The sequence below is a fragment of the Nocardia xishanensis NBRC 101358 genome, assembly GCF_001613365.1.
In the GTDB taxonomy this organism is placed as follows: domain Bacteria; phylum Actinomycetota; class Actinomycetes; order Mycobacteriales; family Mycobacteriaceae; genus Nocardia; species Nocardia xishanensis.
In genome coordinates this window covers 25,638-51,555 of record NZ_BDCF01000058.1, presented here as the reverse complement: position 1 = coordinate 51,555, position 25,918 = coordinate 25,638, and the positions used below count along the sequence as shown (strand labels likewise).

The window sequence follows — 25,918 nt, the reverse complement described above, 5'->3', positions numbered from 1 at the left end:
AAGGCGCGGCAGGGTGTCTCGTGAATGATCGTTCACGAGACACCTGGCTGATCCGCGCATGCTTGCCTCTGCAGGGTGGGACGATCCGCGCCGTCGGTGGTTTGGCGTCTATGGGAGAGGAGCTGGACCTTGGTGCGCCTCGAATGAGGTTGCCTGGCTTGCCCATCGCCTACCGTGTGGGTTCACGCTCGGACTTGGTCGTGGTTGGCGACGAAGTCGAGGAAGCGCGGAATTATTTGTTCCGGATTCGCCCACAGCAGATCGTGTCCGATGCCCGGATAGATCTCGGTCTCGGCCGAGGGCATGTGATTTCGGGCGCGTGCCGCCCCGAGCTGTGGATCGTTGACGACGGTGTCGGTGCCGAAGAGTACCAGGCTCGGTGCGGTGATGGCGGCCAGCTGTTCGTCGGTGAAGGGGCGGTCCCACGGCATACCGGACCGGAACTTCACGGTCGCCATGGCGAGTGCGAACTCCTCGTCGGTGAACTCGACGCCCGGCATCAGCCACTTGTTGAACTTGCGCATCCGCTCGGGAGTGGGCCGCGCACCGGCCACAACGAATTTGAACAGCAGACCCCAGCGCGGCTTGGCGAAGGTCGCACCACTGGGCTCGAACATGGTCAGACTCACCAGACGATCGCAGCGGTGCACCGCGACGGCACCGGCCAGCCAAGCGCCCAGGGAGTTCCCGGCCAGATGGACGCGGTCCTCACCGAGTCCGTCGAGCACCTCGATCATCCACTTCGCGATATCTGCCGTGTCGCGCACGGGTGCGGTCTGCACACAGCGTCCCGCCCACCCGATGACGTCCGGCGTGTACACGACGTGCTCGCGCGCCAGATCCTCGATGAAGTTGAGCCATACCTGCCCGTTCCCCCCGATGCCCGGCAGCAGCGCGATCGGTGCACCGTCCCCGTTTCCGGATTTGCGTACGCGCGTGGTGCCGAAAGATGTTTCGACGTCGATATCGGTCGAGGGCACAGGCCATTTCGCGGCCACGGTGTCATAGGCGCGTAGGAAGGCCGCCTTGGCTTCCTCGCTGGTGAATCGCCCGATCTTCGGCATGAGCCTCCCCTTCGATCCGCTGATACGGTACGACCGTATCATCTCTATGGTATGACCGTAACATGTATGCGGTATCCTCGTATCATCTCGTCCGAGGTAGTAGATACAAGAGGAAAGCGCAGGTCTCGTGCCACGACTGGTCGACCATGAAGTGCGGCGACGCCAGATCACCGACGCCGCACGCCGGGTCATCGTCGGCGGCGGCCTGGAAGCGGTGACCTTTCAAACCGTCGCCGCCGAGGCCGGATTCTCGATACGGCTGGTGCAGTACTACTTCGGAACCAAGAGCGAATTCCTGCTGGCGACCCACCGATCGGTGATGGAAGACGCCGGCGCCCGATTCACCCAACGGTGGACCACGCTGGGCCAGGACGCCGCACCCCGCGAAGCGATCCGCGCGGTCCTGACCGAACTGCTTCCCCTGGACGAGCAACGCCGAGAAGAAGCCGTCGTGCTCGGCGCTTTCGGCACTGCGGCGATCATCGGCGGTGGCATCACCGCGGAAGAAACCTTCGCCGCGCCTCGCGCACTGGTCACGATCGTCGCCGACCAGCTCCGTCGAGCCCAGCACGCCGACGGATCGGGCCCGCGTCACCCGGATCTCGACGCCGAACTCATCCTCATGGCAATCGGTGGACTCGCCCAAAGCATGCTCCAGGGCTACAGCACCGCGCAGTCCGCGACCGCACTCATCGACCATCTCCTCGACCATGTACTGGGCACGACCACAGCGGCCGCTCGGCGATGACGAGAACTGTGCGGCCGCGACCCGCATCGCGCTCGATATCTCGCCCGGATGTGATTCCCCACCACCCCGAAGTCACCGCCACCCCCGCATCGCGAAATCACCGCCATTCAGCGCCGCGAGTCACAGTGAGTGTCGAGTTTGTCGGCAGACGATCTTGGGCTCAACTGGTCAGTGCATCACCGCTGCTGACTCGCCGAGCCTATCTCGCACGGACTGCCATTATCATCAGCCGGTGTATTGGGACCCACTACCCACTGTGCGGGCCTCGGCATCGCTGAGGAACCTCGGCTGGGACGACGGCAGGCTGCTGGATCCCCCGGAAGATTATCTCCGCGGGATGTGGGAGCACCGGGATTGGCGTAACGTGCCCGGCCCGTTCTATGGCGCCCAGACCGACAATTGCTGGGCAGGTCGCCCGATCGCGCCCGACCACATCGTCTACGAAGACGGTTACGGCGGCGAGTTGGTGTTTCGTCAGCCACAGAACGCGTGGCAGACACAGCTGGTGCTGTCAGCGGCCTGGACCGACCCGTTCTTGTCGTACGCCTGTGATGGCGACGACCACTGGAACCTGGAACTGATACGCACATGGTGGGCCGATCGCGCGCGAGTCCGAACATGGATTGATGCTGTCGACAGCAAGTGGTCCATCAGTCAAGACGCCCAGACCCGCGATGCCGCCAAGGGGCTACGCGACTTCCGCAGCTACTTGGACAACGGCCTCGAAACCTACTTGCGGGAATACGGATTCTGGCTCGAGAACCGCCGACCTGCCCTACCGGAGGAAACCCTGCCTGACCTCGGTGACTGATTCCGATTGTCGAGCAACGCCTCGAACTCGAGGCGGCTATGCGTCACCGCTGTCGAGGTGGTCGGCGTATACCTCTGCGGGACTGCGGTATCGGTGGATCTTGCGGGGGCGGTTGTTGAGTTCTTCGGCGATCGCGTCGAGGTCGGCTTGGCTGAATTGGCGTAGGTCGGCGTTCTTGGGCAGGTACTGGCGCAGCAGTCGGTTCGTGTTCTCGTTTGTGCCGCGTTGCCACGGGCTTCGCGGCTTGCATAGGTAGATCGGCATGCTTGTGGCCGCGGTGATGGCCCTGTGGTGATCGACGCCGCCTCCGGCGCACCGGTGCCGAACCCGATCTCGGCTGTGCGTGATCGTGCCGACCGCAAGATCTCCTCCTAGGCCACCCGGTTCCGCATCTGAGCGGACCGGTACTCACGTGCCCGCAACCGGGTTGAATCAAACAGAATGTTGCGCCACTGCGCCAACATGTCGAACTGTCGGGGCGTCAACGGACGACCTGCTACCGAAGTCGGTTCGCGGCCCCTTCATTCGGGTCACTATGGGTGTCCGTTTGGCGGTATGTCACATGCGGTGTGGAGAGTGACTGTTGTCTCCCAGCGCTTCGCGAATGAAGCTCACCGCCGTTGCGGCAGCGGGGTCATCGATGTAGGGCCGCGCGGTGGCCTCGGCCTGACGTTGTGCGTCGGCCTGCGCACGCTGGATAGTCTCCAACAGTGTTCGGCGGAGCTGAGCCTCTCCAAGTCGCAGCGCCTGCGGTGTGAGCCGCAGATCGGTGACCTTGCCGTGTGCATCCACCGTCACCCCGAGCTCGCCATTGCGTGAGCCGACGTGGACCGTTACCTGCCCGAGGGCCCGCTGTAGGGAAGCATGTCGTCGACGCCATTCAGCCGCGACTCGGCGTTGTTCTTCATTCCACTGGTCCAAATAATCCACGCTGACTCCCGACGATTGGATTGATCTGTCTCGATCGAATGGATTACTCGCGATAGAAGCCGACTTGATAGTCGTATGAACTGTCGATCGTGAATGGCTCATCGATGTACCGAGCGAGCTCCTCCGCTTGCGCTGGAAGAAGATCGTATCCATAGATCTCGATACTCTCGTCGATGCCCAACATCCTCTTCAAGTCTGGAACATCGATACCGTGCAACGGGTACTCGACAACGAGCAATCCCGATTGTTTGTCGTAGGCTTCCAGATAGTTCAATGAATTCTCCAGTACTCGGGCTATGGGTCGATCGGGATCGGTTCCATTCTCATCTGCCTGGCCTGCGTGAAGGATCGGCAGGTTTGGTCCGGGCTCCCGAATTGGGATCGAACTCGCCTAGGTGGTTGCCATTCTTGTCATACGCTTCCACCTTTCCATGTTGGTAATCCCACTCATACGAGTTCCCTTTGTTGTCTTCCCATCGCTGCCTGAAGCGCGGTCCCATCTTCTTGGCTGGCCTCGCTTTGGGAAAGCCGGGCAAATTGCCCTTAGGCGCGGGAACGTAGCTGTGGTTGGCCCCGCCCGCCCCAGTGCTGGCGTTGAACTGGGTCGGATTGGCCTCGAGCAGGGGTTGCAGCTCGGTGGTTACCCCTATGACTGCCGCGCCGGTGGCGACGGTGACACCAGCGGCGACGGCTGCGGCGGTCTCGAATCCGACGAGCACGGTGACCACCGCGGCGCCAGCGGCGCTGCCGGTGGCGGCGGTCGTTGCCGTTGCCCCGGTTCCAGCGGTGAAGAACCCGACGACGACACCGGCGATGAGGCCGATGCCGACCGCGCCGGCCAGGATGGCGAGGATCTTGCCGTGGGCGTCTTCGATCTGCTGGGCCCACTCGTCACAAGCGCGACCAAGGTTCTCGTACTGGTTCGCGACGTTGTCGACACTCGTGAACACAGCATCCATCTGGGCGAGAGCTTGAGGTAGCTCGCCGGACGCGTTTTCCTCCAGGTCGACCCATGCTTGCCCGGTTCCGTCGCTGGCAGACCGCAGGCCCGTTGCTGCGGTTCTCCACGCGGTGCCGAGTCTTCGCAGCTTGTCTGGGTCACCGTTCGGCCAGGTGTGGCCTTGCAGCCAGCTGCTGATCATCCCCCAGCCGAACGGTGGGTCGGTGTCCCCACCGAATGCTGCCTTGAATGTCGGTGCGGTCGCGGGCGCCAGCACAGCGGGATCGGGGTCCAGTGACTCCGGCGGTGTCTTGTTCCGCTTCTCGGTATTGACGTGATTGACCGCAGTGAACGCCAGGAGGTCGTGAAGCTTGCCGAACGCATTGACGATATTCGTTCCAGCAGCGACGCCATTGACCGCCGCCGGGTCATAGCTGCTGGCCCAGGTGCGTCCCGCACTGTCGCTGCCTGCACAGCCGGAGTCCTTGTCGAGCGCCGAGGCGAGCGACTTGATTACACCGTCGGCGCTATTGCGTGCCTTTTCGTATAGGGATGCGGCGTTGAAAACCAGGCCGGTGTTCACGGTGATGGGGGTCATCAGGGCCACATGCCCTTATTGTGCTCGACATTGGCCACATACCGGTCATGCGCGGCGCGAGCGGCAGTTTCGAGCTCGGCCAGAGCGGACTTCATGTCCTGCATCTCGCTCTGCCAGGTGTCATGCTTGCTACGATGTGCAGCCGCGGCATCACCTTCCCACTCGATATGCAGTCCCGCCACCTCACGCTCCACATCAGCGATGCGCTGTTCTATCTGCTGCCCGATTTGGCGAGCCTTTTCCACGAGAGCGAGCACGCGTTCGGTATCGACGTTATACGACGTCACTAAATGTTACCCAGATCGAACTGGACGTAAGCGATCGCGCTCGCATTGTCGCCATCGGTTTTCGTATACGCGTCCGCCGCTTGATGGATAAGTGCCGCATCTTCGCCCAGCGCCACCGCGACCTTGCGCGCCGATTCGACCCACTCCGTCCACAATGCGGCGTGTGTATTTGCTGCTTCCCCCGTCCAGTCGGTCGACATGACTGCATCGGCCTCTTTGCGCAACGCCTCCACGTCTTCCCAGAACTCATCCGCTCGCGCGGCGATCCGATCGGCTGTGGCATGCATCAGTGTCGGATTGCTATGCACCGCGCAACGGTATCACGGCATTGAAACGCGCCAACGCGTCCGCAACAGCAGGAAACATCCTGCACTGCAACGCCGTCAGGAGGTAGGCCCATGACAGTCACTGCCACCAGCGCGATCTGGGCGGCATCGACTACTCCTGCCCGGATGCGGCACCACAACGACGCAAGCACCCCGCCCTTCGCCGGATACCTATCGACCTGGTTCGCGCCGTCGGCGCAATCCAAACGATCTGTCGTGGGCGTCAAGAGCATCGGCGCGGTCATCGACTGGGCCGATCCCGCCCGATCATCGACCAGCGTTCCGCAATGATTAGGTCGCAACAGTGCCGATGATTTTGTCGAGAACCGATCCTCGGGACGTCGGCCCGGCAAGCTCACCGACATCGACCGCGAACGCATCGTCGAGCCGCACGCTGAAGGCAAGGGCCGCAACGAGATCGCCACCCTACTCGGTGTCGACCCAGCCACCATCACCTACTGGGCGCGGCGCCTGGATATCCGGTTCGACGAGTCACAGACCGCGGAGGTCACCGCAGCGCGGCTCGAGCAGCTCAAGCGCCGCCGCCTGGACTCCGAGGCATCGACCCGTCTCGATCACTCACCTGCTTCGGAAGATTCGCCGCCGATGGTTCACGACTCAGCCCGCGTCTTCGGCAATGCGAAGCCCGAGGATCAGCAGGAACCGATGCGGCCGACGAACCCCAGGTCTGCCCTGAACTGCCGCAGTAGTACCTGCGCGTCCCGATCCCCGCGGACGACGCCTCCGCGTCAAAACTGCTTGAGTGGGGTTCGGCAAACCACTACGAGCATCCTCACCAAGCGTCATGGTCGAGACCCGGAAACCCAAAATCGTGGGCCGATACCGCAATCGGCCACGTATCGCTGCCGCATTGCACCCCCCAGAGGGTCAATCCCTCGGAGCCCTTACTGGACACAGCAGCCTAGTCGTCGCAGACCTGACCTACGCGAAACTGACCAACGCGAACCTGAGCGGCGCGGATCCAACCCGGACGGACTTGGGCAGCGCGAACAGCGGATCCGGGCCGGGCACTGGCGCGCGAACTCTTGGAGCTGGGGGCGCGCGAACTGCTCAGCGTCACAGAGGAATCCGCTGAGCTCACCGACGACAGCAATCCCAGCCCAATGGAGAACCAACGATGAGCCGAGTGACGAAGAAGAATCCCGGTCGGATCCTTTTCGTGGGGTCAGGGCCCGGCGACCCGGCGCTGCTCACCGTGCGGGCCCGCGAGGTGCTCGGCTGGGCGACGTTGGAATTCACCGATCCCGACGTCGACAAGGGCGTGCTCGCCCTGATCGGCATCGCGGTCGAGGAGAGCCCCGACGGGACCCGGCCGGTGGACGTGCGCCCCGCCCTGGGCGGCGCCGCCGAGGTGGCCACGACCCTGATCGCGGAGGCCCGCGGCGGTTCCGACGTGGTGCGCCTGGTCTCCCGCGAACTGATGACCGCCGACAAAATCGGGTGGCGTCGGCGGTGTCGACGATCGCTTTCATGTTGTCGGGGATCGCGACGGCGAACACCCCGCCGAAGAACGCCCACGCCGCCTCGAACCCCGCGATGACATCATTGAGCGTTTCGCGTAGGTCGGCCAGACGAACATGTGCCGCGAATACACCGCCGTGACGATCAGACCCTTCACCACCCGCCGCCGCCCGTCGGCGGCATCGGTGAGCAACCCATCCGACCGAAGTCGACCTGAATCTCCACGCCGGGATCGCAGTCGCCGGCCGGTGGTCTTGCGCTTTCCGAACCCAATTCCGTTGTCGCATACGGTTCAACGTCCGATGCGACACCACCACACCCTGACGGCCGAGCAGGATATGGACCTTGGTCAGCGTCAGGCCCTCATCCAGCCATTTCTGGATCTGCTCGGACTGCGCGGCGGCGGTCGCCCACGCCTCGCTCTTGCCGTTCGGGCGCGCGCGGCGCCACTTGTCGTAGAAGCAACCCGACTTCGACACCCGCACCTACGGCTACACCAAACTCAAGCGTCTGATCGAGGCACTCGGAGCATTCGAAATCAGCCAGCGTCGCCCTGCCCCAGGAAAACCCGCGATCGCATACGCACGCTGCCGCGACCGCATCGATCCGACCGCCCGCGACCCGAAAACGGATCCGCCGGGGAGGACGATTCACCGCTTCGGCACGTTGTCGTTGCCCACGCCGCCGATCAGCCGGTCCGGCTGCGCGTTCCACCCGACCAGCCGTACCGGCAATCGCTACTCGAACGGATCTACACCGCATGGCGTGCGGGTGAGCTCCACACAATCGGCCACCTCGAAGCCGCGATCGAGCAACACGCTCCCGACATGGACAAACTGACCCGCAACACCCTGATCAATAGCCTCCTCTACGAGGACACCGCGGCTTTGCGCGTACTCGATCCCGACTCCGCACCTCGCCAGGGCCGACGCATCGCCACCTTCAACGGGCAACCAGAACAACAATGGATCAACCGCAGCCATGTGGCGTGGCTGGCTTTCGTCCTCTACCGCCTTCCCGCAGAGACCGACCCCGCCCACCAACTCGTCGAGGCCCTCTTCGACGACCCCGAGCAAGGACGACGCGTCCTTGCCGAAGCACAGGCCATCGCTGATACACGCAGAACCGGCGCACCGATACCTCCCCGGATCCGGTACGAAGTCTTCACTAGTGCCGATACCTTCCCCGGAGCCCGACCCGAGCATCCCGAATGCGGATAACCTGCTCTAGGTGACCGATCGCCGCGACCAGGAGCCCCAGCCCTCACTCCCCGTCGACGATGGTCAGCCGATCATCCGCAGTCGGCGAGGCAGCCGCACCAAGTCCGCCGCGTTCATTCGACACGAAATCTCTTCGGAGGCATATCATCCCGACGGCTCGGTCGAGATCGAGACGAGCCCAGCAGTATGGACGCTCGCCCACGAGGGCTACAGCGGTGGTGGACGCCTGGATGTTTGGGTGTACCCCGACCGGAACACCGCCCTGCACGACGGAGCGCAGTTGGCACTCGAATGCGGTCTCGACGAAGACCCCGCCAACGTGCGGCTGTTCAAACGCAAGAAGTACGCCGAGATCCTCGAACGCTACGAGCAGGAACGCCCCGACCACATCCTCCGGGTCCAGGCATCACTTTTCGTCTACGGCGACTGATACGCGGCAGACTATCGATGGCTAGAGCCAGTTGACATTTCGATTTCGCCGTCCGACTGACATTTTCATGTCGTCTCGCAGTTTGCCTGCGACGCGAGGACCGACACTCGAATGTCAGTTGCTGACCCGTTCGGTGATCCGCCACCAGCGGAGCCGACCACAAGCACATGGCAACGAATAGTTCTGTGCCGCAACGTTATTCACGACGTCAGTGGTGTTATCACCGGCGGGCGCGGGGCGTGCGGCCTGGCGCTGCGCCACACGAGATCCGGCTGGCGCTCGGCTGTTATGCACCCGTCCTGGGACCGATTCGATCAGTTCCGTATAGCCAGAGCGTACATTTGGGCGCTCGGCCCCCGTCGGACCGGCCGATGGCGAGCTGTGGGCACGGGCGATCGTATCGGGCGGTTGGCCCCAGAACGAATCGCCACGGCGTCGTGCCTACCCGTGTCGTGCTACGTCCTCGCACAGGATGCTCGGCCAGCGTGCGAGATCGGTCGGTGTGTGCGCCACCTCCAGTGTGGCCGTCGGCAGCAGGTCCACCAGCGCCTCGGCGGTCGACACCGGATGGGCGGGGTCGTCGATCCAGGCCAACACCGTGGTCGGCACCTCGATCGCGGCGATCGCCTCGGGGGCGGGCAGGTCGCTCATCGCTGCCCCGCGGAACAGTGAGGGCAGTAGGTGCTCGGCGACATCCGGCACGGTTTCCGGCGTTCCGACGGTGGCGGGCGGGCGAGGCACGGTGAGATCGGCACCGAGGAAGGCGTCGAGTCCCTGTTCCTCGATCAAGCGAGCATTCTTCCGGTAGATGTCGGCCTTCGCGGCGCGGGTGCGCCAGGCGGTCGCGGGCACCAGCAGGGTGAGGCCGGCGAATCGGCCAGGATCGCGGACAGCGGCATGCAGCAGTGTCCCGGTGCCCATCGAAGGACCGACACCGTGCACCTGTTCACCGGGGAACCAGTGGTCGAGCAGTTTCAGCAGGTCATCGGCCAGAACCGGCCACCGATAATCCTCGGGGACGGTACGGCCCGTCGAGTGGCCGTGGCCGCGCGCGTCGTACCGCAGCAGTCGGGTTCCGCTGAGTCCGCGGCCGAGATCGAGGTCCATCAGACGGTCGCGGTGGCGGCTGGAGGTGAGGCCGTGGAGTTGGACGACGGGGTGGCCGCCCTCGTCGCTCAGTTCCACGGCGAGGTCGGCGCCGGGAACACGGAAGGTCGGCACGGCGGCTCCAGGGTGCTGGTGAGACGGCGATCGCTCGGGAAGAAGCCTAGGATACCGTCATGCGGCTGACCAACGTCGCGCACTTGCGCCTGCCGTTCGGCCGCCTGCTGGGCTTCGACGTCATTGCGGGTCGGGTGGGCCGGTCACTTCCCGTGTCCTTCGACCAGCGGCGCCACGTCGGCGCCGGCGACCGAGCGGGATCCTGGATGGCGTTGTCCTTCAGGCTCTCCGCGCCGGTACCGCCCGACGAGCTCGCGACCTGCTGGCTGGCGGTGATCGAGCGGCACGGCACGCTGCGGTCGGTCTTCGTGCCGGGCGAGGACGGCGAGCCTCGGCTGCACGAGGTCGATATCCGCCCCGGCGGCTGGGTCGAGCATGTGATCGCTCCGGGGCAGGCGGTCAACGATGCGCTCCGCGCCGTGCTCGACCGTGCTTGTTCACCGTACGGTCGTCCGTCGTACCGGCTCTGCGTGCTCGAGACCGCGGTAGGGCCGACCGTGGTGGTCGCCGCCGACCACGCGCACGTCGACATGTGGTCGATGCTGGTGATCGCGCGCGACCTGCTCACCGCGCTGGCCGCGGTGCAGAAGGGTCGTGCACCGTCGTTGCCGCCGGCACCCGCCTTCGCGGAGCACACCCGCGCGCTGCGGGACCTGCCGTCGGCACCCGACGAGGTGCACCGCCGCTGGGCAGAGGTGCTGGCGGGCAGCGGCGATGTGATGCCACGGTTCCCGCTGCCGCTGGGTGAGGCGACGTTGCAGGAGGAGCGCGTGGAGGTGCGCGATGTCCTCGACGTCGACGACAGCGCCGCGTTCTCGGCGCAGGCCCGCGACGACGGCGTCTCGACCTTGGCGCTGGTGGTGGGGGCGATGACCGAGGTGACCCACGAGTTGGCCGGCACCGCACTGCGGGCCGTGTTTCCGGTGCACAGTCGGTACGACACCACCTGGCACGACTCGGTGGGGTGGTTCATCACCAACTCGGTGCTCGAGTCGGCCGACTCCGATCCCCGTGCCAGCGCGGAGGCGGTGAAGGAGGCCGTCCGGATGGGGTCCTGGCCACTGGAGGACATCCTGCGTCCGTGGGGCGGGATGCCCGAGGCGCCGGGGATGTTCGCGATTTCGTGGCTGGACCTGCGTCGGCTGCCGGTGCGAGTCGACGCGACCGGATTGGAGGCGCAGTACGTCGGCGCGACGATTCGGACCGACGGCGTGATGCTCTGGTTCATCCTCGACGAGGCGGGGCTGCACCTGCGCTGCCGGTATCCGGACACTCCCGAAGCCCGGCGGCACGTCGGCGCCTGGCTGGACACGCTGATCGCCCGACTACAGTCACGGGCGCGGGCTTCGGTCGGTGGTCGGCTCCGACTCGGCGACCGGATCTATCGTGTGCAGCGGGCGGGGCGTGCCGACGTGCCAGCGCTGGTCGCGCTGCTCTCCGACGACGAGATCGGCCGTACCCGTGAAGGTTTCGAAATTGCCCGCTACGAGGAGGCATACGACGCCGTCACCAGGGACCCGTCGCACTATCTGGCCGTGGTCCGGGACGAGGGCGACCGGATCGTCGGCACCATGCAGCTCACCATCATTCCGGGGCTGTCCCGCGGCGGCGCCACCCGCCTCCAGATCGAGGGAGTCCGGGTCGCTGCCTCGGAACGCTCTCGTGGCATCGGAACCGCGATGCTCGAGTGGGCACACGACCACGGCAGGCACCGAGGTGCGACACTCGCGCAGGTCACCACAGACCGGGTCCGCGAGCGGGCTCACGCCTTTTATGCGCGGCTCGGGTACGACAACAGTCACGTCGGGCTGAAGCGGGCGCTCTGACCGAGTGTCAGCCGAGTCTTCCACGATGTGCCGCGTGTGCCTGCGCGAGATGGCCCACCGTGGCGAGCTCCCCGGCGTGCACAAGAGCTCCTGGTGAGCCCGCGCTCCTCGTGAGCGCTGCCACCTACGCGAATAATGCGCGAAGGCACGGACTTCCGTAGTGAAGTCCGTGCCTTCGCGCGTCTTTCGGCAGGTCAGCCAGCGTGTATCTGCCACTCCGTCCACGCCTCGTCGAGCAAGACCGCGACGGCGTCGTAGATCTCCCAGGTATCGGGGACGTGATAGGTGGTCTCATACCGCGCGATCGCGGGGATGGATTCATAGGCGCGGAGGTATTGCCGGTAGACGGCCTTCGCGAAGGCCTGTCCGGTGGCGTTGAGGTCTCCCTCGTTCAGTTCGCCGCAGCAGTGGTCGAGCAGGTAGCGGCCGGGTGTTTTCGTGCGATCGCGCAACGCGGCCAGCCCAGGTCGTGGCACCGGTTCCGGTTCGCCCCAGACGAGCACGGTCGGCGAATGCAGGTCGTGAGCGACGGCCCATGCGTAGAACATCCCGATATGGGTTGCTCCTACTTCGCGGTCCAGGCCCAACTCCGCGGTTGTGTCCGAGTGCCAGCCGCAGTCGTCGTAGGTCATAGATCCCCCCATATCAGAATGGCAGCCGGACAGCACATCACGAAAGATGATCTCAGGTCATGACGACCGAATGGTGCTGGGAATGGCTCGATCTCCAGGCGATCGATGGGGACCTACGGTGGCGACCAGAGCAAGATCAGGCTCATCCTCCAGTATCTCGACAGGCTAGCGGTCCACGAAGTGGGGCGAACCGCACGTCCTGAAACCGATGACCGGACTCCGTCGCACGGGCTATTCGTTCGACTGCCGAGTCGATATCCATCGCCTGCTCACCCGGATCATGGCTGCAGCGAAACGAGCCGAACTCACCGTGGTGATGCCCTGCTCTATCGAGACCTACGCCAAACCGAACCGGGATCGCCCTGAGCTCGCCGCCTACTGTCTGACGATGACGGAGTTCTGGACCTTCTTTCATCTGATGCCCGAGGAGACACGCATCGCCCTCGCGCTCGGTGTCGGTGTCGGACTTCGCCTCAGCGAAGCGCTCGGCGCGAACATCGAAGACCTCAACGTAGGATCGTGCACTTATCAGCCTGTCACCCAATACAAGCCATCTCGATGAGTCGACGGAAAGAGGATCGGTACACACGACGGGCCGCTGAAGACCGAAACATCGGGTACGCAGATCCCGGTCGATCCCTGGGTCGTGGACTGGCTGGTAGGTCAGCTGGACGGACGCACCACCGGCGAGTTCATCGAGTTCGATGCGAGCCGTTCAGGCGGGCGTATGTCCCAAAAGGCGCTGAGGAACCGTGTCTACGCCGCAGCGTCGGAGCTCGGCAAAAGAGCCAGCAAAGCTGGTGCCATGGGCCCGACGGAAAGATGCGCCAGCAGATGGGCTTGCACTCGCTCCGCCACCTGTACGGATCGCTGTTGGCGGACGGTGCCTACAGCCTGGCCGACGTGACCCGGCGCATGCCACACAAGAACAACACGACCACCCTCGATATCTACACCCATCTGGACAGCGTGACGCGGTGCAAACCTGGCTGACTGAGCGCACTCCGCGTCGTGCCGGGATCGCGCAGTACCCACTGATCGCGCGGCGATGCACCCCCCTCGGCCCGAACCGCTGACCGCGGCGCGGGCCGCTGCGCGACCCCAGTGCATCCGTCGACCAGCGGTCAGACGGCGGTGTCGAGCAGGGGCAGCCCCTCCGCGGCGGTCGCACGCTGTTCAGCTCTCGGTGCATACACGCCCGGATCCGATCGATCAACGACTGGGGGCCGCAACGAATTGGTGACCGTGTTCGCGGACGAACTCGGCGAACGTCTGCGGCGAACGGCCGATGGCCTCGGTGAGTGCGGTGGTATCGACCGGCGGGGCCGAGGGCAGCTGGGAGAATACCGCACCGATGGCCGAAATGTGCTGCGCCATTGCTGGATTGACGGATGGTTCGGTGCCGTTGTGTGCGAGGGCTTCCAGTTCGCGCTGCCATTGACCGGCAGGGATGGAAGTGTATCGGACCGGTGTTCCCGTTTCGGCTTCGATGAGAGCGGCGATCTCGGCGTGGCTGTGCATGGTCGCCCCCTGCGGGTAGAGCGTGGTGCCGCGAGGGTATCGGGCCGGGTCGGTCAGCGCGGCCAGGGCGAGATCGGCGGCATCGAGACCGCCGATCCACGGCACCGCGACATCGCCGAAACTGTTGGCGAAGCTGCTGGTCTCGCGGATGGATCCAGCATGCAACAGCACGATGTTCTCGTAGAACAGGGCCTGGATCCGCAAGATCGTCGGTTCCAGTCCCGCCCAGGACAGCACCTGCTCGGCGACCCATTGCGCGCGTCCCAGCCCACTGGGGTTGTCGGGGGCCGAGACCGCCATGGACATCACGACCAGTCGCGGCGTGGTCGCGGCGTGCCGGATCGCGGAAGCCAGATTGGCGGCGGCCTGCACGATGCCGGGAGCGACCGGATAGGTGAAATACACGGTGTCCGCGTCCCGCACGGCCGCATCCAGCGTCCGGCGATCCAGCAGATCGCCCACTACGATTTGCGCGCCGAGAGCGCGAAGGTGTTGTGCGCGTTCGTCATCAGCGCGGACCAGCACGCGGACCGCGTGGTCGTGTTCGCGAAGACGCCGCACGACATGTGAGCCGGTGCCGCCGTGTCGTCCGCCCGCACCAATTACCAGCGTGGTAGTTCGGGTGCTGTCGGGGGAGAAAGTCACAAGGGTGCCTTTCGATCGTTCACCAGGGGTGAGATGTGGCAGCTCGTGGTCCGGCTGCGGCGCCCACGCTAGAACCAGTAACTACTATTATGCAAGTTACTGTAAGGTCATGGACGGCGAAAGGATCAGCAGGTGCGGCGAACGAGTTTCCAGGCGATGGGGTGCCCGATAGCGGGCGCTCTGGAGTATGTCGGCGACTGGTGGACGCTGCTGATCGTGCGCGACGCGCTGGACGGGTTCACCAGATTCGACGAGTTCGAACGCAACCTCGGCATCGCCCCGAATATGCTGACCAGGAGATTGCGCGCTCTGGTCGAATCCGGGCTGCTCGAACGCAGACGCTACAGCCAGTCCCCGCCCCGCTACGAGTACGTCATCACCGACAAGGGGCGAGACCTTTCTCCGGTCCTCGTCGCCCTGTACGCCTGGGGCCGCAAACACACGGGATCGGATGCGCCGAGCGTGGTCCTGACCGATCGGGACACCGGGGAAGAGATCATGCCCGGCCTCGTGGACCAGCACAGCGGACGCCCCCTCTCGGCCGTCAACCTCGCCTTCCTCGCCGGCCCAGGGGCCGACGGTTTCATGCGTGAACGTCTCGACCCCGAGTTGCGGGCGGCGCGGCGCCGACGCGGCACCACCTGAGTGCACGTCTCCTTTGATGGACTGCTGCCCGACGGAAAGACCGCGAACATCACTGTCCGGCAGCAACATCGGGGCCTGGCGTGTGACCACCAATCCGCTGAGCGCGAGCCGGGAGTTCATGTTGAGCTTGACCTCGCCGTACGGCAGCACGTGCGACCAGAACGGCGGGGTCAGGCTGCGTTTGTCCTCGGCGGCGAGCACGCCCTCCCATTCGGGGTCGGCGAGGTGCCCTGGAGGAAGGCGGGCGCGGAGGACAGTGCGCTGGATGCGCGGGTGTCAGTCCTCCAGCGGAATGCCGAGGACTGACACCTGTTTTGCGATGCTGCGCGACGTGGCAGGCAGCTCCTATGAGTCGAATGCCTTCGGTTCGAGAGCGGGATCGAGCTGACACGGCACGACGATAGCCGCGGTGTGACCGGTGGGGCCGGCTGCGTGGACGGCGGGGGCATCTCGCGACCAGATCGATGATGTTTCGTGTTCGACGACGTGTGGATTGAGGAGCGGGTGTGGCTCGCCGGTCGGAGCGCTGAGTGCCGTTGCGATCTCGGGTAGTCCCGCTGTTGTATCGATTCCGGTGACATTGTTGCCGAACCATTGAGAGTGCCCGGCGTAGGCGCGTGCGACTGCTTCGCCGCGGGTGCGTTCGACCCATGTGAGGGTGGTGTGGCGGAGCCAGTGGATGCTGATTCCCATGGTTTCGATTTCGGGGATGTGTCTGCTGAGGCGGTGGCGGTTTGGGCGATGGCGCCGACCGGTCGCCCGAGCCGCATGCTTCGAGCCGACGCGGCCCACCGGGTGGACTCGTAGTCGATCATCGTTTCTGCAGGTCGATCTCTGTGGTTAAGGCATGTGTCCCCCTCCGGACACAACTAGTACACCAGGTCACCCGCTCTACCTGCGGTTATGCAGGAGGGCGGGTGACTTTTTCGAGTCGAATCATCGAAAAACCGCAGGTGGTGGCCTGCGGGGTTCAACACGGGTTCAGCTGAGAGAACCCCGAGAAACCAGCTTGTCGACCCGGCGGATCATCGACCGTCATCTCACGAATGTCGCAGCTCGTCGAGGCCCTCCCCTCGCGATGCAACCACGCTCGTCACACCGATCAGAAGGTGGCGGCATTCAGGCCGTTCGCCCGCTCTACTCCTCGGTCGCGCGGCGGGCTTGCGCCACCGCATATGAAAGCGCAGACTTACGTACGTGGCTGCTTTCAAAGATGTAGATCTGGCGATTCTGGGGGATCCGATGCGGCAGGCGATCTTCGAGCGTCTGGCGCGGCGGCCGTCGTCGGTGGGGGAGCTGGCCGAATCGTTGCCGATCACCCGGCAAGCGGTGTCGCAGCATTTGCGGGTGCTCAAGGACGGCGGGTTGGTGGTGGCCACACCGGACGGGACGCGGCGGATCTATCGGATCAACCCGGATGGGCTCGCCGCGATTCAGGCGTATTTCCAGCGGATCTGGGATGACGCGCTGACCGCTTTTCAGAAGGCCGTCGACGTGGCGGCAATCGATCCCGAATAGGAGCAACCTTCATGAGCACACCCATCTTGCCCGTCTTGCAGGGCAAAGCGACTGTGGCCATGTCGCTGGACAAGGCGTTCGCGTTCTTCACCGAATCGTTCGGCAGCTGGTGGCCAGCGGCATACCACATAGGCCAAGCCGAGATGGCCGACGCGATCCTCGAACCCCGTCAGGGTGGACGCTGGTATGAGCGTGGGGTCGACGGCACCGAATGCGATTGGGGCCGCGTGTTGGTGTGGGAGCCGCCGGACCGACTGGTGGTGACCTGGCAGATCAACGGCCACTGGCAATACGACCCGGATCCCGCCAACGCCAGCGAGATCGAGGTCCGCTTCGCCGCCGAAGGTCCTGAGCAGACCGGCGTCACCCTCGAACACCGTCACCTCGACCGACTCGTCGACGGTAAAGCCATCCACGACACCATCGTCGAACAGGGCGGCGGCTGGAGCACCCTGCTGCACCTGTTCGCCACAACCGCTGAAGCCCAAGGCTGACCGCGCTGCGGCTACCGCACACCAACCACGCAGGCATCGCCCCGGTGCGCTTCTTTGCGCGGTATAGGGGAGTAGCACGGCGGGGACCGTACCGGCGGTGGTTCGCAGCACGTGGTCAGTGCGGTGGCGCCCACCACACCTGCGGTCATCTGAATACGTTACGCGGGGCTGCCGGGCCTTTCGTATGGATCCGCAGTGAGATCAGACTTTCTTGACCACGCTGGATTTGAGTTGCATGGGCCCGATGCCGTCGACTTTGCAGTCGATGTCGTGGTCGCCGATGCCGTTGACGAGGCGGATGTTGCGGACCTTGGTTCCGGCCTTGATTCCGGTGGTACTGCCCTTGACCTTGAGAGTCTTGATCACGGTGACGGTGTCGCCGTCGGTCAGGATGTTGCCCACGGAATCCTTGATCACACCGTCGTCGGTGTCGGCAGCACCCGTGGCGGTCTCGGGTGACCATTCGTGTGCGCACTCGGGGCAGATCAGTAGTGTGCCCATCTCGTAGGTGTATTCGCTCGAACACGCGGGACATGGCGGCAGGGTATCGGCCATGGGGGTTCTCCTCGACGGATAGTTGTGTTGAATATGTTGCGGCACAGTCGGTTCGGATCAGATGTCGCGGGCGGTGAGGAACTCGATGAGGACCCGGTTTACCTCGTCGGGGCGTTCCAGGTAGCCGTAGTGCCCGCAGCGTTCGATCTCGATGTATCGTGCGCCTGGAATGGCGGCCGCGACCTCGCGGCCGAACACCGCGGGTGCCATGCGGTCGTCGGCGAACCCGACTACGAGGCTCGGTGCGGTGATGCGGGCATAGTCGGCGAGCCGATCGCGGGAACGATCCATCCCGATCTGTGCCCGGACCCCTGCGGAAAGCTTGGCGGGACTGGTGAATTCGAAGATGTCGAGCCATTCCTGGGCCTTGTCCGGATCTTCGAGTGTGTGTGGTGAGAGGTTCAGCATCGCCTTGATAGCTGCGGCGTACTGCGGCGGCAGCTGGACGCCTTGATCGTGCAGTGCTTGCTCGCCGAGGTTGAGGGTGTGCGACAGCGGGTGCGGTCGGCCGACGGCGCCGAGCATGACGGCCTTGCCGATCAGTTCCGGTCGCGACAGCGCCAGTTCCTGGACGACTCGGGCGCCCAGGGATGCACCGACCACATGTGCGGGTGCGCCGCCGAGGTGTTCGATCAGTGCGGCGGCGTCGGAGGCGAGATTGTCGATGCTCATGCCGTCGGCGCATTCGTCGGACGGGGCGATGCCGCGGTTGTCCATGGTGGCCACCCGGAATCCGGCCTTGATCAGTGCGGGGACCTGGTAGGTGCGCCAGACTCGCCCGGGGCTGCCGGTTCCCATGATGAGCAGCACCAATGGGCCGGTTCCGGTGACGTCGTAGCTGAGCCGGATCCCGTTGAGGGTGGCGACGGGCATGATCCTTCTTCCGTGTAATGGATGTGGGTGCGACGAACAGTGCCGAGGGCGCTGGATGTTCAGTCGCGGTTCGGGGAGATGAACGGTTCTCCGGTACTGAGCGCGACCAGCGTATGTGCTCGGCATCGTGGGCATGAGGTATCGCCGTGTGCCAATGCGGACGTTCGGCACAGCAGGCCGCAGTCCGTGCACCGCAGCACGGTGCCGCGCAGTCGGCTGATCGGCGTCACCCGCATCCATTCGCCTCCATCATTAATTGCGAATATTAGCAAATATCCGGGAAGGTGAAGAATCGAGGCCTAGAGGTCGGCGGTGCCGCGGGTGGGGTGATCGTGCCCAGGTCGGTGTGGTCGCGGCGGTAGATCAGGTGTCCGCGGCCGGAGCTGTGGTCGGTGTAGAACAGGAACGGCAGCCGGAAGCCGCAGACCTGGTCGGCCGCGTGGGTTTCGGTGAGTATCGGCGCCGGGCGGGGGGTGATGGTCAATGGTGCGGGATGCGGCGTTGTGCCGTTGGATGAGTGTGGCGGGTGGACGCGGTGCTGGCGGGCCAGTCGTGCCCCGGTATGTCCGGCGCGGTAGAGGACGGCGTCTTCGCCGGTTTTCGGTGTCGGTGAACAGGTAGACGTCGTAGTCCATCGCGTCCATCACCGCCGCTATCACGAGCGGTTGTGTGGTGCGCAGCGAGAAGGATTTGCCGCGGGTGATCCGTCCGGTGACGGGAGAGGCCAGCACGGGTCGTGTGGGGTCTGGCCATGGTCGGGGTCGCCAGGTGCCTGGCAATTGCGGCCGCACGCGTCGCAGCGCAGCAGGCCGCGCAGCAGATATTCGCGCGGCGAAGGTCTCCTGGTGCGTTCCAGGCGGCCGCGGGCGCCGATGCCGGTGCTGGCGCGTTGTCGGCGGATGAGTTGGGCTTGGGTGAAGGTTTCGACGGTGATGATGGCGGGGTGGGCGGGTTTCTTGGATCGGATGATGCGGTGGTTGGGGGAGCGGCGCAGGCGGGTGATGTGGCCTGCGGCGACGTCGTCGGGGTCGAGGAGTTCTTCGTGTTTGTTCCAGCGGCCGAAGATGGCGTAGCCGGTGTAGCGCGGGTTTTGCAGGATGGCGGAGACGGTGCTGGCTTGCCATCCGTCTTGGGATCGGTGCCGGTTCTGCTCGGGTCGGTGTGCCGAGGGGCAGGGGATCGCTTGGCGGTTGAGTTCGTGGGCGATGGCCTTGTCGCCCCGGCCTGCGATGTAGTCGCGGAAGATTCGCTGGACCACCGGTGCGGTAGCCACGTCCAGGGACAGGATCCGTAGTCGGGAGCCGTCGGAGGCTCGGTTCGGGTTGGGGTGTGGTGGTCCGTCGACGACGATGTAGCCGTAGGGTGCTCGGCCGCCTTGGTGGCGGCCTTTGTTGAGGACTTGGGCGTCCATGCTGGCGCGGGTGCGTTGTTGCACGCGTTGGCGTTCGGATTCGCTGAGGCCGCCGAGCATGCTCATCATGATCGAGTGGGTCACGTTGTGGGAATCGAAGCGTCCGCCGAGTTCGGGGACCCAGACTTCGACCTTGTGGGCTTGGATGCGGGGCGCTACGAGACTGAACTGGTTGCCGAACCAGCAGCGTGTCCCTTCACCGACCACGATCGCCGACCAGCCGCGGGTGTGGCTCTTCAGGTCTGCCAGCAGGCGCGCGGCTTCGGGGCGGCGATGCCATGGCACCGAGCGTGACTGGCCGACGTCGAAGTAGTCCTCGAGGATCGCGCCGTCGGCGACGAACTTTTCGGCGTTGCCGCGCTGCCACCGATACGAGGTTTCGGGGTCTTGGTTGTCCTCGGTGGAGCAGCGCCCGTAGAAGGCGAACCGTCGATCCGTGCTCGGTTCAACGGTTTCGGGGACGAGCCCGAGAAGTTCGTCTAGCACGGCCCCCGTGCACGAGGTTCGGCTTCGATCCTTCGGTTGTTCGGAGCATCCGCACTCGATCTCCGGCGCGGACTGACCCCTCGTCCGCCCGCGCCGGAAACCGTCAGTCCGACTCGGTTTCCGTGCGCAAAAGCACATTCAGCGCGATCGCGATATACCGTCCGATCGTCAACTCCGGTGCCCGGATACCGATTTCCCGCCGGTCCAGCACGGCATGGGCGAGTAGCCGGACGGTGTCATCGGGACCGAGGATGAATCTGGTCACGGTGCAGATGAGTTCGACCCGTCGTCCGCGCACCTGTGCCATACCGGTCACTCGCCACTCACCAGCCAGATCTGTGATGTAGTCGGCGGTGAAGGTCATCAGCGGATACCGGTCCAGGTCGAGCAGGCGACGGGCACGTAGATCCCGGTCGCGCCGGGCATGCGCGGTGTCGATCGCACCCAGATCGACCGTGCCGGAAATAGTTTCGGGCGTACCGCGGGGCCCGGTGGTCAAGCGACCGTTCCGGATCGGCGCCCGGCCGTAAACCGTGCGGCCGAAGTTGGCGACGTTGAATTCGGCTCGGCTGTGCACCGGGTCGACCACCCAGTGTCGTTGGCCGCGTCGCAGCTGTGGCTCGACGAGCAGTGTCCACGTCATCGCCGGCTCCGATCCGCATAGATGTCGGCGGAGCCGCGATACGCGATCACCGGATAGGTCTCCACCCGGTCGGGGCCGGGCAGCAGTGCCATATCCTCGCCGGGCAGCAGTTCGGTGGCGAGGATCGCGCGCTGTGCGTCGAGCAGCACATCCTCGGATTCGGCGAACACCACGATCACCCCGGACCCGTCGTGGCGGCGCAGCTCGTAGGTGCCGAGCAGTCCGGGGACAGCGGCGAGCGCGGGTTCGATGCGGTGCTGGGTCGCGAAGTCCGCCGCGACCAATTGGTCAGTGCTGCGTGGTCCGTCGAAATAGACGAGTTGTGCATACATCGGAAATGCTCCTGATCTGCGGGAGTGATGTAGTCAGCTTCGTCGGAACAGCAGCGGCGCGAATCAGTGTCACCACGTATGCGCGGCACTGAACCTCACGCGCGGTCCGCTGAACGCGTGGATACTGCTACCTGTGCAGGACCCGCTGATCGGTCGTCATCGCGAGCTCGCCCGGCTGCGGGCCGCTGTGCTCGCGGCCGCCGCGGGACCGGGGCGGTTGGTCCTGATCGACGGACCAGCCGGAATCGGCAAGACCCGGCTTGCCGAGCACGCCGCGGCGCTGGCCGCGGAGTGCGGGCTGCGCGTCGGCCGTGGCTTCGCTGTCGACGATGCGGGGATGCCGCCGCTGTGGCCGTGGCATCGGCTCGGCCGCGACCTTCCGGAGTTGGCCGAAGCACGGGCGGGCGGCGACGCCGCGCAGTGGGAAAATTCGGCCTCGCAACGGTTTCGCATGTTCACCGCCTTCGCCGAAGCGCTCGAAGCGGTCGCGGCCCCGGCCGGACTCGCGGTGGTGCTCGAGGATCTGCACTGGGCCGACCGGACCTCACTACTGCTGCTGCGGCACGTCGCCGCCGAACTCCCGCACCAGCGGCTGCTCCTCCTGGCCACCGCACGCGACACCGACGACGGGCCCTATCTCGAACAATTGCCGGACCTGGTACGGATGCCGCACACCCAGACGATGCCGCTGACCGGACTATCGGTCGAGGAGGTCCGGTATTGGTTGCGCCACGCCGCGCCCACCCTGGATACCGCGGCCGCCGACCGACTACACGAACGCACCGGCGGCAACCCGCTCTACGTTCGAATCGTCGTCGAATCGTCCGGCGAATCCGATCCGGATCCGTTGTCCCGTCGAAGTTTTCGACGGCTGGCCTTGGCGCAGGTGGATCGGCTCGATGCGGCGACCCAGACGGTACTGCGGGCGGCGAGCGTGCTCGGTGAGCGGATCGAACCGGAATTACTCGAACAGCTCACGGGCGCTGACGTCGAAACGGCGCTCGATACGGCGGTGACCGCCGGTGTGGTCCGGCACCCCGATAACGGCGCAGTCGCATTCGTCCACGCGCTGATCCGCGATGCGATCTACGCCGAATTGTCGCTGTCGGAGCGAATGTCATTGCACCGCAGCGCTGCTGAGTTGCTCGCCGCACGCGCCGACGGCGATCCTTCGGCGGCGGGACCGATCGCGACCCACCTGCGAAGGGCGAGTGGCCCGGACACCGACGCCAACTGCGCACACTGGGCTCGCATCGCCGCCGAGTCTGCCCGCACGGCTACCGCGTACGACGAGGCGATCCGCTTCCACCGATGGGCAATCGAGGCGACCGGACCGAGCGCACCCGGGCCGCTGCGGGCCGAGCTGTTGATCGAACTCGCGCGCAGCGAATTCGAGGCCGGACGCATCGACGACAGCATCGACCATTGCGCACAGGCCGGGGCGATCGCGGAGCGGGTAACCCGCTACGACCTCGTGGTGGCGGCCGCGCTGGTGGTGCACGGTATCGGTACCCCGAGGGTAATCGCCACGGTGGATCAACTGTGCCGCAGTGCATTACACGGCTTATCCGCTGATACCGACGGCGCGTCGATCGCCCGGCTCACCGCGCATCGTGCCATGGCGGCCGCACAGATCGGCGAATGCGACCGTGCTAGAGAGCTTTCCGCGACGGCCATGGCGACCGCCGAACGCAGCGGCGATCCCGACACTCTGCTCGATGCCATCCACGCCCGCCACCTCGCCCTTTCGGCGCCGCAATTCCTAGCCCAGCGGATGGAACTCGTCGAACGCGCCATCGAAATCGGCGACCGGGCGCGTCAGCCACTGGCCCGGCTGTGGGGCTATCTATGGCTGGCCTCGGCAGCATTCCAACTCGGTGATCTCGCCCTGGCCGACCGAGCGATCATAGCGCTGGAGCAGGTCGCCGAGCGGGGACGCCTGCCGATCGCCCGCTGGCATCTGCATCGGCTCGATGCCACCCGCGCCGCACTGACCGGCGATTTCGCCGCCGCGGACGAAAGCAATAACGCCGCATTCGAACTCGCCATCCGGATGGGAGACGAGTCGCTGCTCGGTTTGCACCACGCATTCCGCGGGCTGATGAACATGGTGCAGGGATATGCATCCGAAACCGAAGCCGCCGAGCGATTGGCGGCGATGCGCCATGCGCCGCAGATACCGTTGATCCGGATCTTCCTCCCGATGACACGCGCCCTGGCAGGCGATCTCGACGAAGCACGCGCGCTGTTCCAGGAGTTCCGGGAATTACCCGGCACCTTTCAGGTCGGTCCGCACTGGCTCGGGCTGCTCTACAACCTCGGTTTCACTGCGGTGCTGTTACGCGACAAGGAAACCGCCGAGCGCGCCTACCAGGCGTTCGGCCCCGACGACGGCTACTACCTCGGCGACGGCGGCGCTGTCCTGTGCTCCGGTTCGATCGCCCGCCCGATCGCCGACCTCGCGCTCACCGCCGGAAGGGTCGACGCCGCGATCGAGCACTACCAGCGTGCGATCGCGATGGACAGCCGGATCGGCGCGCGCCCATTTCTGGCGCTGAGCCGCCTCGGGCTGGCCGACGCGCTGCGCACCCGGGGCACGCCCGGGGATCTGCGCGCCGCCCGGTCGGCGATAACCGAAGCGGCACAGGAATTTCGGCGACTCGATATGACGCACCGCCTGCGGGCCGCCGATGCGCTGCTCGCCGAGATCGACCGGGCGGCCCGCAACGCGAACCCACTGACCACCCGCGAAACCGAAGTCGCGGACCTGGTCACCGATGGCCTCGCCAACCGCGAAATCGCCACTCGGCTCGTACTGTCCGAGCGCACGGTGGAGACGCATGTCAGCAGCATATTGGCCAAGTTGGGATTTCAGAATCGAACCGAGATCGCGGCGTGGCGCCTGCGCTCCTGACTCGGCATGACACCGGCCCGATCCCAGGTGATCGAGCCGGCGCCGTACCGGATCAGGTGGCGGCCTCGCTTTCGGGCTTGCCGATGGCAACCGGCTCGGAAACTCCGCCGTATGCCGCGCTGGCCGAATTCGAGCTGGTCCGCGTGCTCGCGGGCGGTCGCCGACCCGGCGATCTCGACGAGGCGGCCACACTGTGCGCGCGGGTCCCCACGGTGGCCGAGCGTCTGGGCATGGCACCCCTGCGGCCCCGTGCCGACGAGCTCGCCGCCACGCTCCGCGGTGATCGCCCGGGTACGCTACGCGCCGCCACTGCGAAGTCGCCAGGCTTTCGCGCAGGGGCTCACCAATCGGCAGATCGCCGCGCTCATGCACATTCTCCGAGCGCGCCGCCGAAAGCCATGTGCAGCACATCCTCCGAGCTCGCGCTGACGAACCGCACCCAGGTGGCAGCCTGGGGCGTGCAGCAGCACTGAACATCCGTACCAGCCCTGCGTGGGAGTACGGATTCCGGCATCGGGCTTCTCGAACACGATCGACCGCATGACGATCAGCAAGCCTTTCAGTACCCGCCGCCCATTCGAGGAGGATCTCGAGAACAAGAACAACTTCCGCGCAGGCGTGGCGGTCATCGCCGCCGCGCTGGCAAGCACGGTGGTTTGGGGACCTGCTGCCCAAGCCGAACCTGTCGCTCCCGACGCGGAGACGTATTACGAAATCCATGTACAACATAGCCACCTGTGTCTCGATGTCGCCGACATCCGCTACGACCACGGTGCTCCCGTGCTTCAAGCCAGGTGCGGGAACGGAAGAAATCAGAACTGGAAGTTGGTGAAGTCGGACTACCGCACGGGGTACTTCATGGTCCAAGTGAAGCATTCCCAGAAGTGCCTCGATGTCGTCAACTTCAGCCTGGACCATGGGGCTCCGGTGGTTCAGGCTGGCTGCAGAGACACCGATAACCAGCAGTGGAAGGTGGAGCCGGTCGGCAACGACGCCCCGTTGTACTACCACCTGATCAACTACAACAGCGAACAATGCCTGGACGTGCAGGACTCCAGCGTCGCCCATGGTGCGAACGTGATTCAAGGAAATTGCTGGGACGGCTCGAACCAGCGCTGGCAATTCGACAAGAAATAGCGAGCATAGATCACGACGGTCGGTTCATTTTGCTTGGTGGCAGCCAAGGTGACGCTATGGTGTGCTATTCGGACAGACCGATAAACTCCAGCAAGCAGTAGACACCGCCGGTTGAATCCGCATCCTGCGCTGAATCGCACGGCCAGTGCGCTGCCTGGATGGGTGGCGGTGCGCGGTGCGCGGTAGCGCCGCGCACCCCTTGGAGTGACGGTTTCGCCCTTTCTAGTGC

The 25,918-nt window shown here is 65.2% G+C and carries 30 protein-coding genes and 4 pseudogenes; 18 read left to right on the top strand and 16 right to left on the bottom strand.

The window, feature by feature from the left end; genetic code table 11:
• Positions 1 to 182 precede the first annotated feature (182 nt).
• Positions 183 to 1,064, bottom strand: coding sequence for an alpha/beta fold hydrolase (locus tag NX1_RS30555; protein ID WP_068067074.1), 882 nt, complete (start codon positions 1,062 to 1,064; stop codon positions 183 to 185).
• Positions 1,065 to 1,191: 127 nt separating this feature from the next.
• Between NX1_RS30555 and NX1_RS30550 the strand changes: the two genes are divergently transcribed.
• The gene (locus tag NX1_RS30550) at positions 1,192 to 1,812 is read left to right on the top strand and encodes a TetR/AcrR family transcriptional regulator (protein WP_068067072.1); all 621 of its coding nucleotides are present in this window, start codon (positions 1,192 to 1,194) and stop codon (positions 1,810 to 1,812) included.
• Positions 1,813 to 2,044: 232 nt separating this feature from the next.
• Complete coding sequence (locus NX1_RS30545; protein ID WP_245668740.1) at positions 2,045 to 2,623, top strand: ferredoxin family protein; 579 nt, start codon at positions 2,045 to 2,047, stop codon at positions 2,621 to 2,623.
• Between the two features lie 36 nt (positions 2,624 to 2,659).
• Here the strand turns inward: NX1_RS30545 and NX1_RS30540 are convergent.
• The 6 genes and pseudogenes from NX1_RS30540 to NX1_RS30520 form a co-directional block, all read right to left on the bottom strand.
• Positions 2,660 to 2,914, bottom strand: a pseudogene (locus NX1_RS30540) (IS30 family transposase); the annotation flags it as partial.
• A gap of 267 nt (positions 2,915 to 3,181) precedes the next feature.
• The gene (locus tag NX1_RS35715; RefSeq protein WP_169812312.1) at positions 3,182 to 3,553 is read right to left on the bottom strand and encodes a YbaB/EbfC family nucleoid-associated protein; all 372 of its coding nucleotides are present in this window, start codon (positions 3,551 to 3,553) and stop codon (positions 3,182 to 3,184) included.
• Positions 3,554 to 3,596: 43 nt separating this feature from the next.
• Entirely contained in the window at positions 3,597 to 3,827 is a 231-nt protein-coding gene (locus NX1_RS37065) for a DUF7683 domain-containing protein (RefSeq protein WP_068067067.1), read from the bottom strand.
• A gap of 49 nt (positions 3,828 to 3,876) precedes the next feature.
• Positions 3,877 to 5,091 carry a colicin E3/pyocin S6 family cytotoxin gene (locus NX1_RS37525; protein WP_084501874.1) on the bottom strand — a complete coding sequence of 405 codons (1,215 nt, stop codon included), beginning with the start codon at positions 5,089 to 5,091 and terminating at the stop codon, positions 3,877 to 3,879.
• Positions 5,091 to 5,378, bottom strand: coding sequence for a WXG100 family type VII secretion target (locus tag NX1_RS30525; RefSeq protein WP_068067063.1), 288 nt, complete (start codon positions 5,376 to 5,378; stop codon positions 5,091 to 5,093). The genes NX1_RS37525 and NX1_RS30525 overlap by 1 nt, the downstream gene beginning before the upstream one ends.
• Complete coding sequence (locus NX1_RS30520) at positions 5,378 to 5,686, bottom strand: WXG100 family type VII secretion target (protein ID WP_157120231.1); 309 nt, start codon at positions 5,684 to 5,686, stop codon at positions 5,378 to 5,380. The genes NX1_RS30525 and NX1_RS30520 overlap by 1 nt, the downstream gene beginning before the upstream one ends.
• A gap of 90 nt (positions 5,687 to 5,776) precedes the next feature.
• On the opposite strand from NX1_RS30520, the gene NX1_RS36655 reads away from it, so the two are divergent.
• The 6 genes and pseudogenes from NX1_RS36655 to NX1_RS30505 all read left to right on the top strand — a co-directional run bounded on the left by NX1_RS36655 (position 5,777) and on the right by NX1_RS30505 (position 8,836).
• A complete protein-coding gene (locus NX1_RS36655; RefSeq protein ID WP_157120228.1) occupies positions 5,777 to 5,995 on the top strand; it encodes a hypothetical protein in 219 nt (72 codons plus the stop codon).
• 514 nt (positions 5,996 to 6,509) lie between these two features.
• Complete coding sequence (locus tag NX1_RS38780; RefSeq protein WP_084501869.1) at positions 6,510 to 6,800, top strand: pentapeptide repeat-containing protein; 291 nt, start codon at positions 6,510 to 6,512, stop codon at positions 6,798 to 6,800.
• A 42-nt stretch (positions 6,801 to 6,842) separates the two neighbouring features.
• Positions 6,843 to 7,163 (top strand): annotated as a pseudogene (locus NX1_RS30515) (SAM-dependent methyltransferase); the annotation flags it as partial.
• 494 nt (positions 7,164 to 7,657) lie between these two features.
• Positions 7,658 to 8,026 (top strand): annotated as a pseudogene (locus NX1_RS38775) (OST-HTH/LOTUS domain-containing protein); the annotation flags it as partial.
• Positions 8,014 to 8,406, top strand: coding sequence for a hypothetical protein (locus NX1_RS35700; protein WP_084501868.1), 393 nt, complete (start codon positions 8,014 to 8,016; stop codon positions 8,404 to 8,406). The pseudogene NX1_RS38775 and the gene NX1_RS35700, both read left to right, overlap by 13 nt.
• A 10-nt stretch (positions 8,407 to 8,416) precedes the next feature.
• The gene (locus NX1_RS30505; protein ID WP_245668739.1) at positions 8,417 to 8,836 is read left to right on the top strand and encodes a hypothetical protein; all 420 of its coding nucleotides are present in this window, start codon (positions 8,417 to 8,419) and stop codon (positions 8,834 to 8,836) included.
• A gap of 441 nt (positions 8,837 to 9,277) precedes the next feature.
• On the opposite strand, the gene NX1_RS30500 is transcribed toward NX1_RS30505, so the two are convergent.
• A complete protein-coding gene (locus NX1_RS30500) occupies positions 9,278 to 10,057 on the bottom strand; it encodes an alpha/beta fold hydrolase (RefSeq protein ID WP_068067052.1) in 780 nt (259 codons plus the stop codon).
• Positions 10,058 to 10,116: 59 nt separating this feature from the next.
• On the opposite strand from NX1_RS30500, the gene NX1_RS30495 reads away from it, so the two are divergent.
• Entirely contained in the window at positions 10,117 to 11,883 is a 1,767-nt protein-coding gene (locus NX1_RS30495; protein ID WP_068067048.1) for a GNAT family N-acetyltransferase, read from the top strand.
• A gap of 25 nt (positions 11,884 to 11,908) precedes the next feature.
• Positions 11,909 to 11,980 (top strand): annotated as a pseudogene (gene rpsN / locus NX1_RS35695) (type Z 30S ribosomal protein S14); the annotation flags it as partial.
• Between the two features lie 97 nt (positions 11,981 to 12,077).
• On the opposite strand, the gene NX1_RS30490 reads toward rpsN, so the two are convergent.
• Entirely contained in the window at positions 12,078 to 12,515 is a 438-nt protein-coding gene (locus NX1_RS30490) for a DUF7832 domain-containing protein (RefSeq protein ID WP_068067045.1), read from the bottom strand.
• A 208-nt stretch (positions 12,516 to 12,723) separates the two neighbouring features.
• On the opposite strand from NX1_RS30490, the gene NX1_RS30485 reads away from it, so the two are divergent.
• Positions 12,724 to 13,077, top strand: a complete 354-nt coding sequence (locus tag NX1_RS30485; RefSeq protein WP_068067043.1) for a hypothetical protein — start codon at positions 12,724 to 12,726, stop codon at positions 13,075 to 13,077.
• Positions 13,078 to 13,337: 260 nt separating this feature from the next.
• On the top strand, positions 13,338 to 13,508 hold the full coding sequence (locus NX1_RS36650) for a site-specific integrase (RefSeq protein WP_169812311.1): 171 nt from the start codon (positions 13,338 to 13,340) through the stop codon (positions 13,506 to 13,508).
• Between the two features lie 219 nt (positions 13,509 to 13,727).
• Here NX1_RS36650 and NX1_RS30480 read toward each other — a convergent pair whose 3' ends face one another.
• Positions 13,728 to 14,681, bottom strand: coding sequence for an NmrA family NAD(P)-binding protein (locus NX1_RS30480; protein ID WP_169812310.1), 954 nt, complete (start codon positions 14,679 to 14,681; stop codon positions 13,728 to 13,730).
• Positions 14,682 to 14,813: 132 nt separating this feature from the next.
• Between NX1_RS30480 and NX1_RS30475 the strand changes: the two genes are divergently transcribed.
• The 3 genes from NX1_RS30475 (at position 14,814) to NX1_RS30455 (ending at position 17,338) form a co-directional block, all read left to right on the top strand.
• Positions 14,814 to 15,326 carry a winged helix-turn-helix transcriptional regulator gene (locus NX1_RS30475; RefSeq protein WP_218024206.1) on the top strand — a complete coding sequence of 171 codons (513 nt, stop codon included), beginning with the start codon at positions 14,814 to 14,816 and terminating at the stop codon, positions 15,324 to 15,326.
• Positions 15,327 to 16,523: 1,197 nt separating this feature from the next.
• Positions 16,524 to 16,844 (top strand): ArsR/SmtB family transcription factor, encoded by a 321-nt coding sequence (locus NX1_RS30460; RefSeq protein WP_084501867.1) that lies wholly within the window; start codon positions 16,524 to 16,526, stop codon positions 16,842 to 16,844.
• A gap of 11 nt (positions 16,845 to 16,855) precedes the next feature.
• Positions 16,856 to 17,338 (top strand): SRPBCC family protein, encoded by a 483-nt coding sequence (locus NX1_RS30455; protein ID WP_068067026.1) that lies wholly within the window; start codon positions 16,856 to 16,858, stop codon positions 17,336 to 17,338.
• Between the two features lie 201 nt (positions 17,339 to 17,539).
• Here NX1_RS30455 and NX1_RS30450 read toward each other — a convergent pair whose 3' ends face one another.
• The 6 genes from NX1_RS30450 to NX1_RS30425 form a co-directional block, all read right to left on the bottom strand.
• Positions 17,540 to 17,893: a zinc ribbon domain-containing protein YjdM gene (locus NX1_RS30450; RefSeq protein WP_068067023.1), complete on the bottom strand. Its 354-nt coding sequence runs from the start codon at positions 17,891 to 17,893 to the stop codon at positions 17,540 to 17,542.
• A 57-nt stretch (positions 17,894 to 17,950) separates the two neighbouring features.
• Positions 17,951 to 18,766: an alpha/beta fold hydrolase gene (locus NX1_RS30445; protein ID WP_068067017.1), complete on the bottom strand. Its 816-nt coding sequence runs from the start codon at positions 18,764 to 18,766 to the stop codon at positions 17,951 to 17,953.
• Positions 18,767 to 19,031: 265 nt separating this feature from the next.
• Entirely contained in the window at positions 19,032 to 19,250 is a 219-nt protein-coding gene (locus tag NX1_RS30440; protein ID WP_068067014.1) for a hypothetical protein, read from the bottom strand.
• Between the two features lie 171 nt (positions 19,251 to 19,421).
• Positions 19,422 to 20,663, bottom strand: coding sequence for a recombinase family protein (locus tag NX1_RS30435; protein ID WP_068067011.1), 1,242 nt, complete (start codon positions 20,661 to 20,663; stop codon positions 19,422 to 19,424).
• A gap of 103 nt (positions 20,664 to 20,766) precedes the next feature.
• Positions 20,767 to 21,306 (bottom strand): YceI family protein, encoded by a 540-nt coding sequence (locus NX1_RS30430; RefSeq protein ID WP_068067009.1) that lies wholly within the window; start codon positions 21,304 to 21,306, stop codon positions 20,767 to 20,769.
• Complete coding sequence (locus NX1_RS30425) at positions 21,303 to 21,638, bottom strand: hypothetical protein (RefSeq protein WP_068067007.1); 336 nt, start codon at positions 21,636 to 21,638, stop codon at positions 21,303 to 21,305. The genes NX1_RS30430 and NX1_RS30425 overlap by 4 nt, the downstream gene beginning before the upstream one ends.
• 133 nt (positions 21,639 to 21,771) lie before the next feature.
• On the opposite strand from NX1_RS30425, the gene NX1_RS30420 reads away from it, so the two are divergent.
• The 3 genes from NX1_RS30420 (at position 21,772) to NX1_RS30410 (ending at position 25,689) form a co-directional block, all read left to right on the top strand.
• Positions 21,772 to 24,552 (top strand): ATP-binding protein, encoded by a 2,781-nt coding sequence (locus NX1_RS30420; protein WP_068067004.1) that lies wholly within the window; start codon positions 21,772 to 21,774, stop codon positions 24,550 to 24,552.
• A gap of 83 nt (positions 24,553 to 24,635) precedes the next feature.
• Positions 24,636 to 25,025, top strand: coding sequence for a hypothetical protein (locus tag NX1_RS30415; protein WP_157120222.1), 390 nt, complete (start codon positions 24,636 to 24,638; stop codon positions 25,023 to 25,025).
• A gap of 67 nt (positions 25,026 to 25,092) precedes the next feature.
• Positions 25,093 to 25,689 (top strand): RICIN domain-containing protein, encoded by a 597-nt coding sequence (locus tag NX1_RS30410; RefSeq protein WP_084501865.1) that lies wholly within the window; start codon positions 25,093 to 25,095, stop codon positions 25,687 to 25,689.
• Positions 25,690 to 25,918: the final 229 nt, after the last annotated feature.

What these genes read in the sequence shown, in the direction of transcription:
- NX1_RS30555 (WP_068067074.1), bottom strand. Translation starts at nt 1,064, where the DNA reads ATGCCGAAGATCGGGCGATTCACCAGCGAGGAAGCCAAGGCGGCCTTC.
- NX1_RS37525 (WP_084501874.1), bottom strand. Translation starts at nt 5,091, where the DNA reads ATGACCCCCATCACCGTGAACACCGGCCTGGTTTTCAACGCCGCATCC.
- NX1_RS36655 (WP_157120228.1), top strand. Translation starts at nt 5,777, where the DNA reads ATGACAGTCACTGCCACCAGCGCGATCTGGGCGGCATCGACTACTCCT.
- NX1_RS38780 (WP_084501869.1), top strand. Translation starts at nt 6,510, where the DNA reads ATGGTCGAGACCCGGAAACCCAAAATCGTGGGCCGATACCGCAATCGG.
- NX1_RS35700 (WP_084501868.1), top strand. Translation starts at nt 8,014, where the DNA reads ATGGACAAACTGACCCGCAACACCCTGATCAATAGCCTCCTCTACGAG.
- NX1_RS30495 (WP_068067048.1), top strand. Translation starts at nt 10,117, where the DNA reads ATGCGGCTGACCAACGTCGCGCACTTGCGCCTGCCGTTCGGCCGCCTG.
- NX1_RS30490 (WP_068067045.1), bottom strand. Translation starts at nt 12,515, where the DNA reads ATGACCTACGACGACTGCGGCTGGCACTCGGACACAACCGCGGAGTTG.
- NX1_RS30485 (WP_068067043.1), top strand. Translation starts at nt 12,724, where the DNA reads ATGACCGGACTCCGTCGCACGGGCTATTCGTTCGACTGCCGAGTCGAT.
- NX1_RS36650 (WP_169812311.1), top strand. Translation starts at nt 13,338, where the DNA reads ATGCGCCAGCAGATGGGCTTGCACTCGCTCCGCCACCTGTACGGATCG.
- NX1_RS30455 (WP_068067026.1), top strand. Translation starts at nt 16,856, where the DNA reads ATGAGCACACCCATCTTGCCCGTCTTGCAGGGCAAAGCGACTGTGGCC.
- NX1_RS30450 (WP_068067023.1), bottom strand. Translation starts at nt 17,893, where the DNA reads ATGGCCGATACCCTGCCGCCATGTCCCGCGTGTTCGAGCGAATACACC.
- NX1_RS30445 (WP_068067017.1), bottom strand. Translation starts at nt 18,766, where the DNA reads ATGCCCGTCGCCACCCTCAACGGGATCCGGCTCAGCTACGACGTCACC.
- NX1_RS30430 (WP_068067009.1), bottom strand. Translation starts at nt 21,306, where the DNA reads ATGACGTGGACACTGCTCGTCGAGCCACAGCTGCGACGCGGCCAACGA.
- NX1_RS30425 (WP_068067007.1), bottom strand. Translation starts at nt 21,638, where the DNA reads ATGTATGCACAACTCGTCTATTTCGACGGACCACGCAGCACTGACCAA.
- NX1_RS30415 (WP_157120222.1), top strand. Translation starts at nt 24,636, where the DNA reads ATGGCAACCGGCTCGGAAACTCCGCCGTATGCCGCGCTGGCCGAATTC.
- NX1_RS30410 (WP_084501865.1), top strand. Translation starts at nt 25,093, where the DNA reads ATGACGATCAGCAAGCCTTTCAGTACCCGCCGCCCATTCGAGGAGGAT.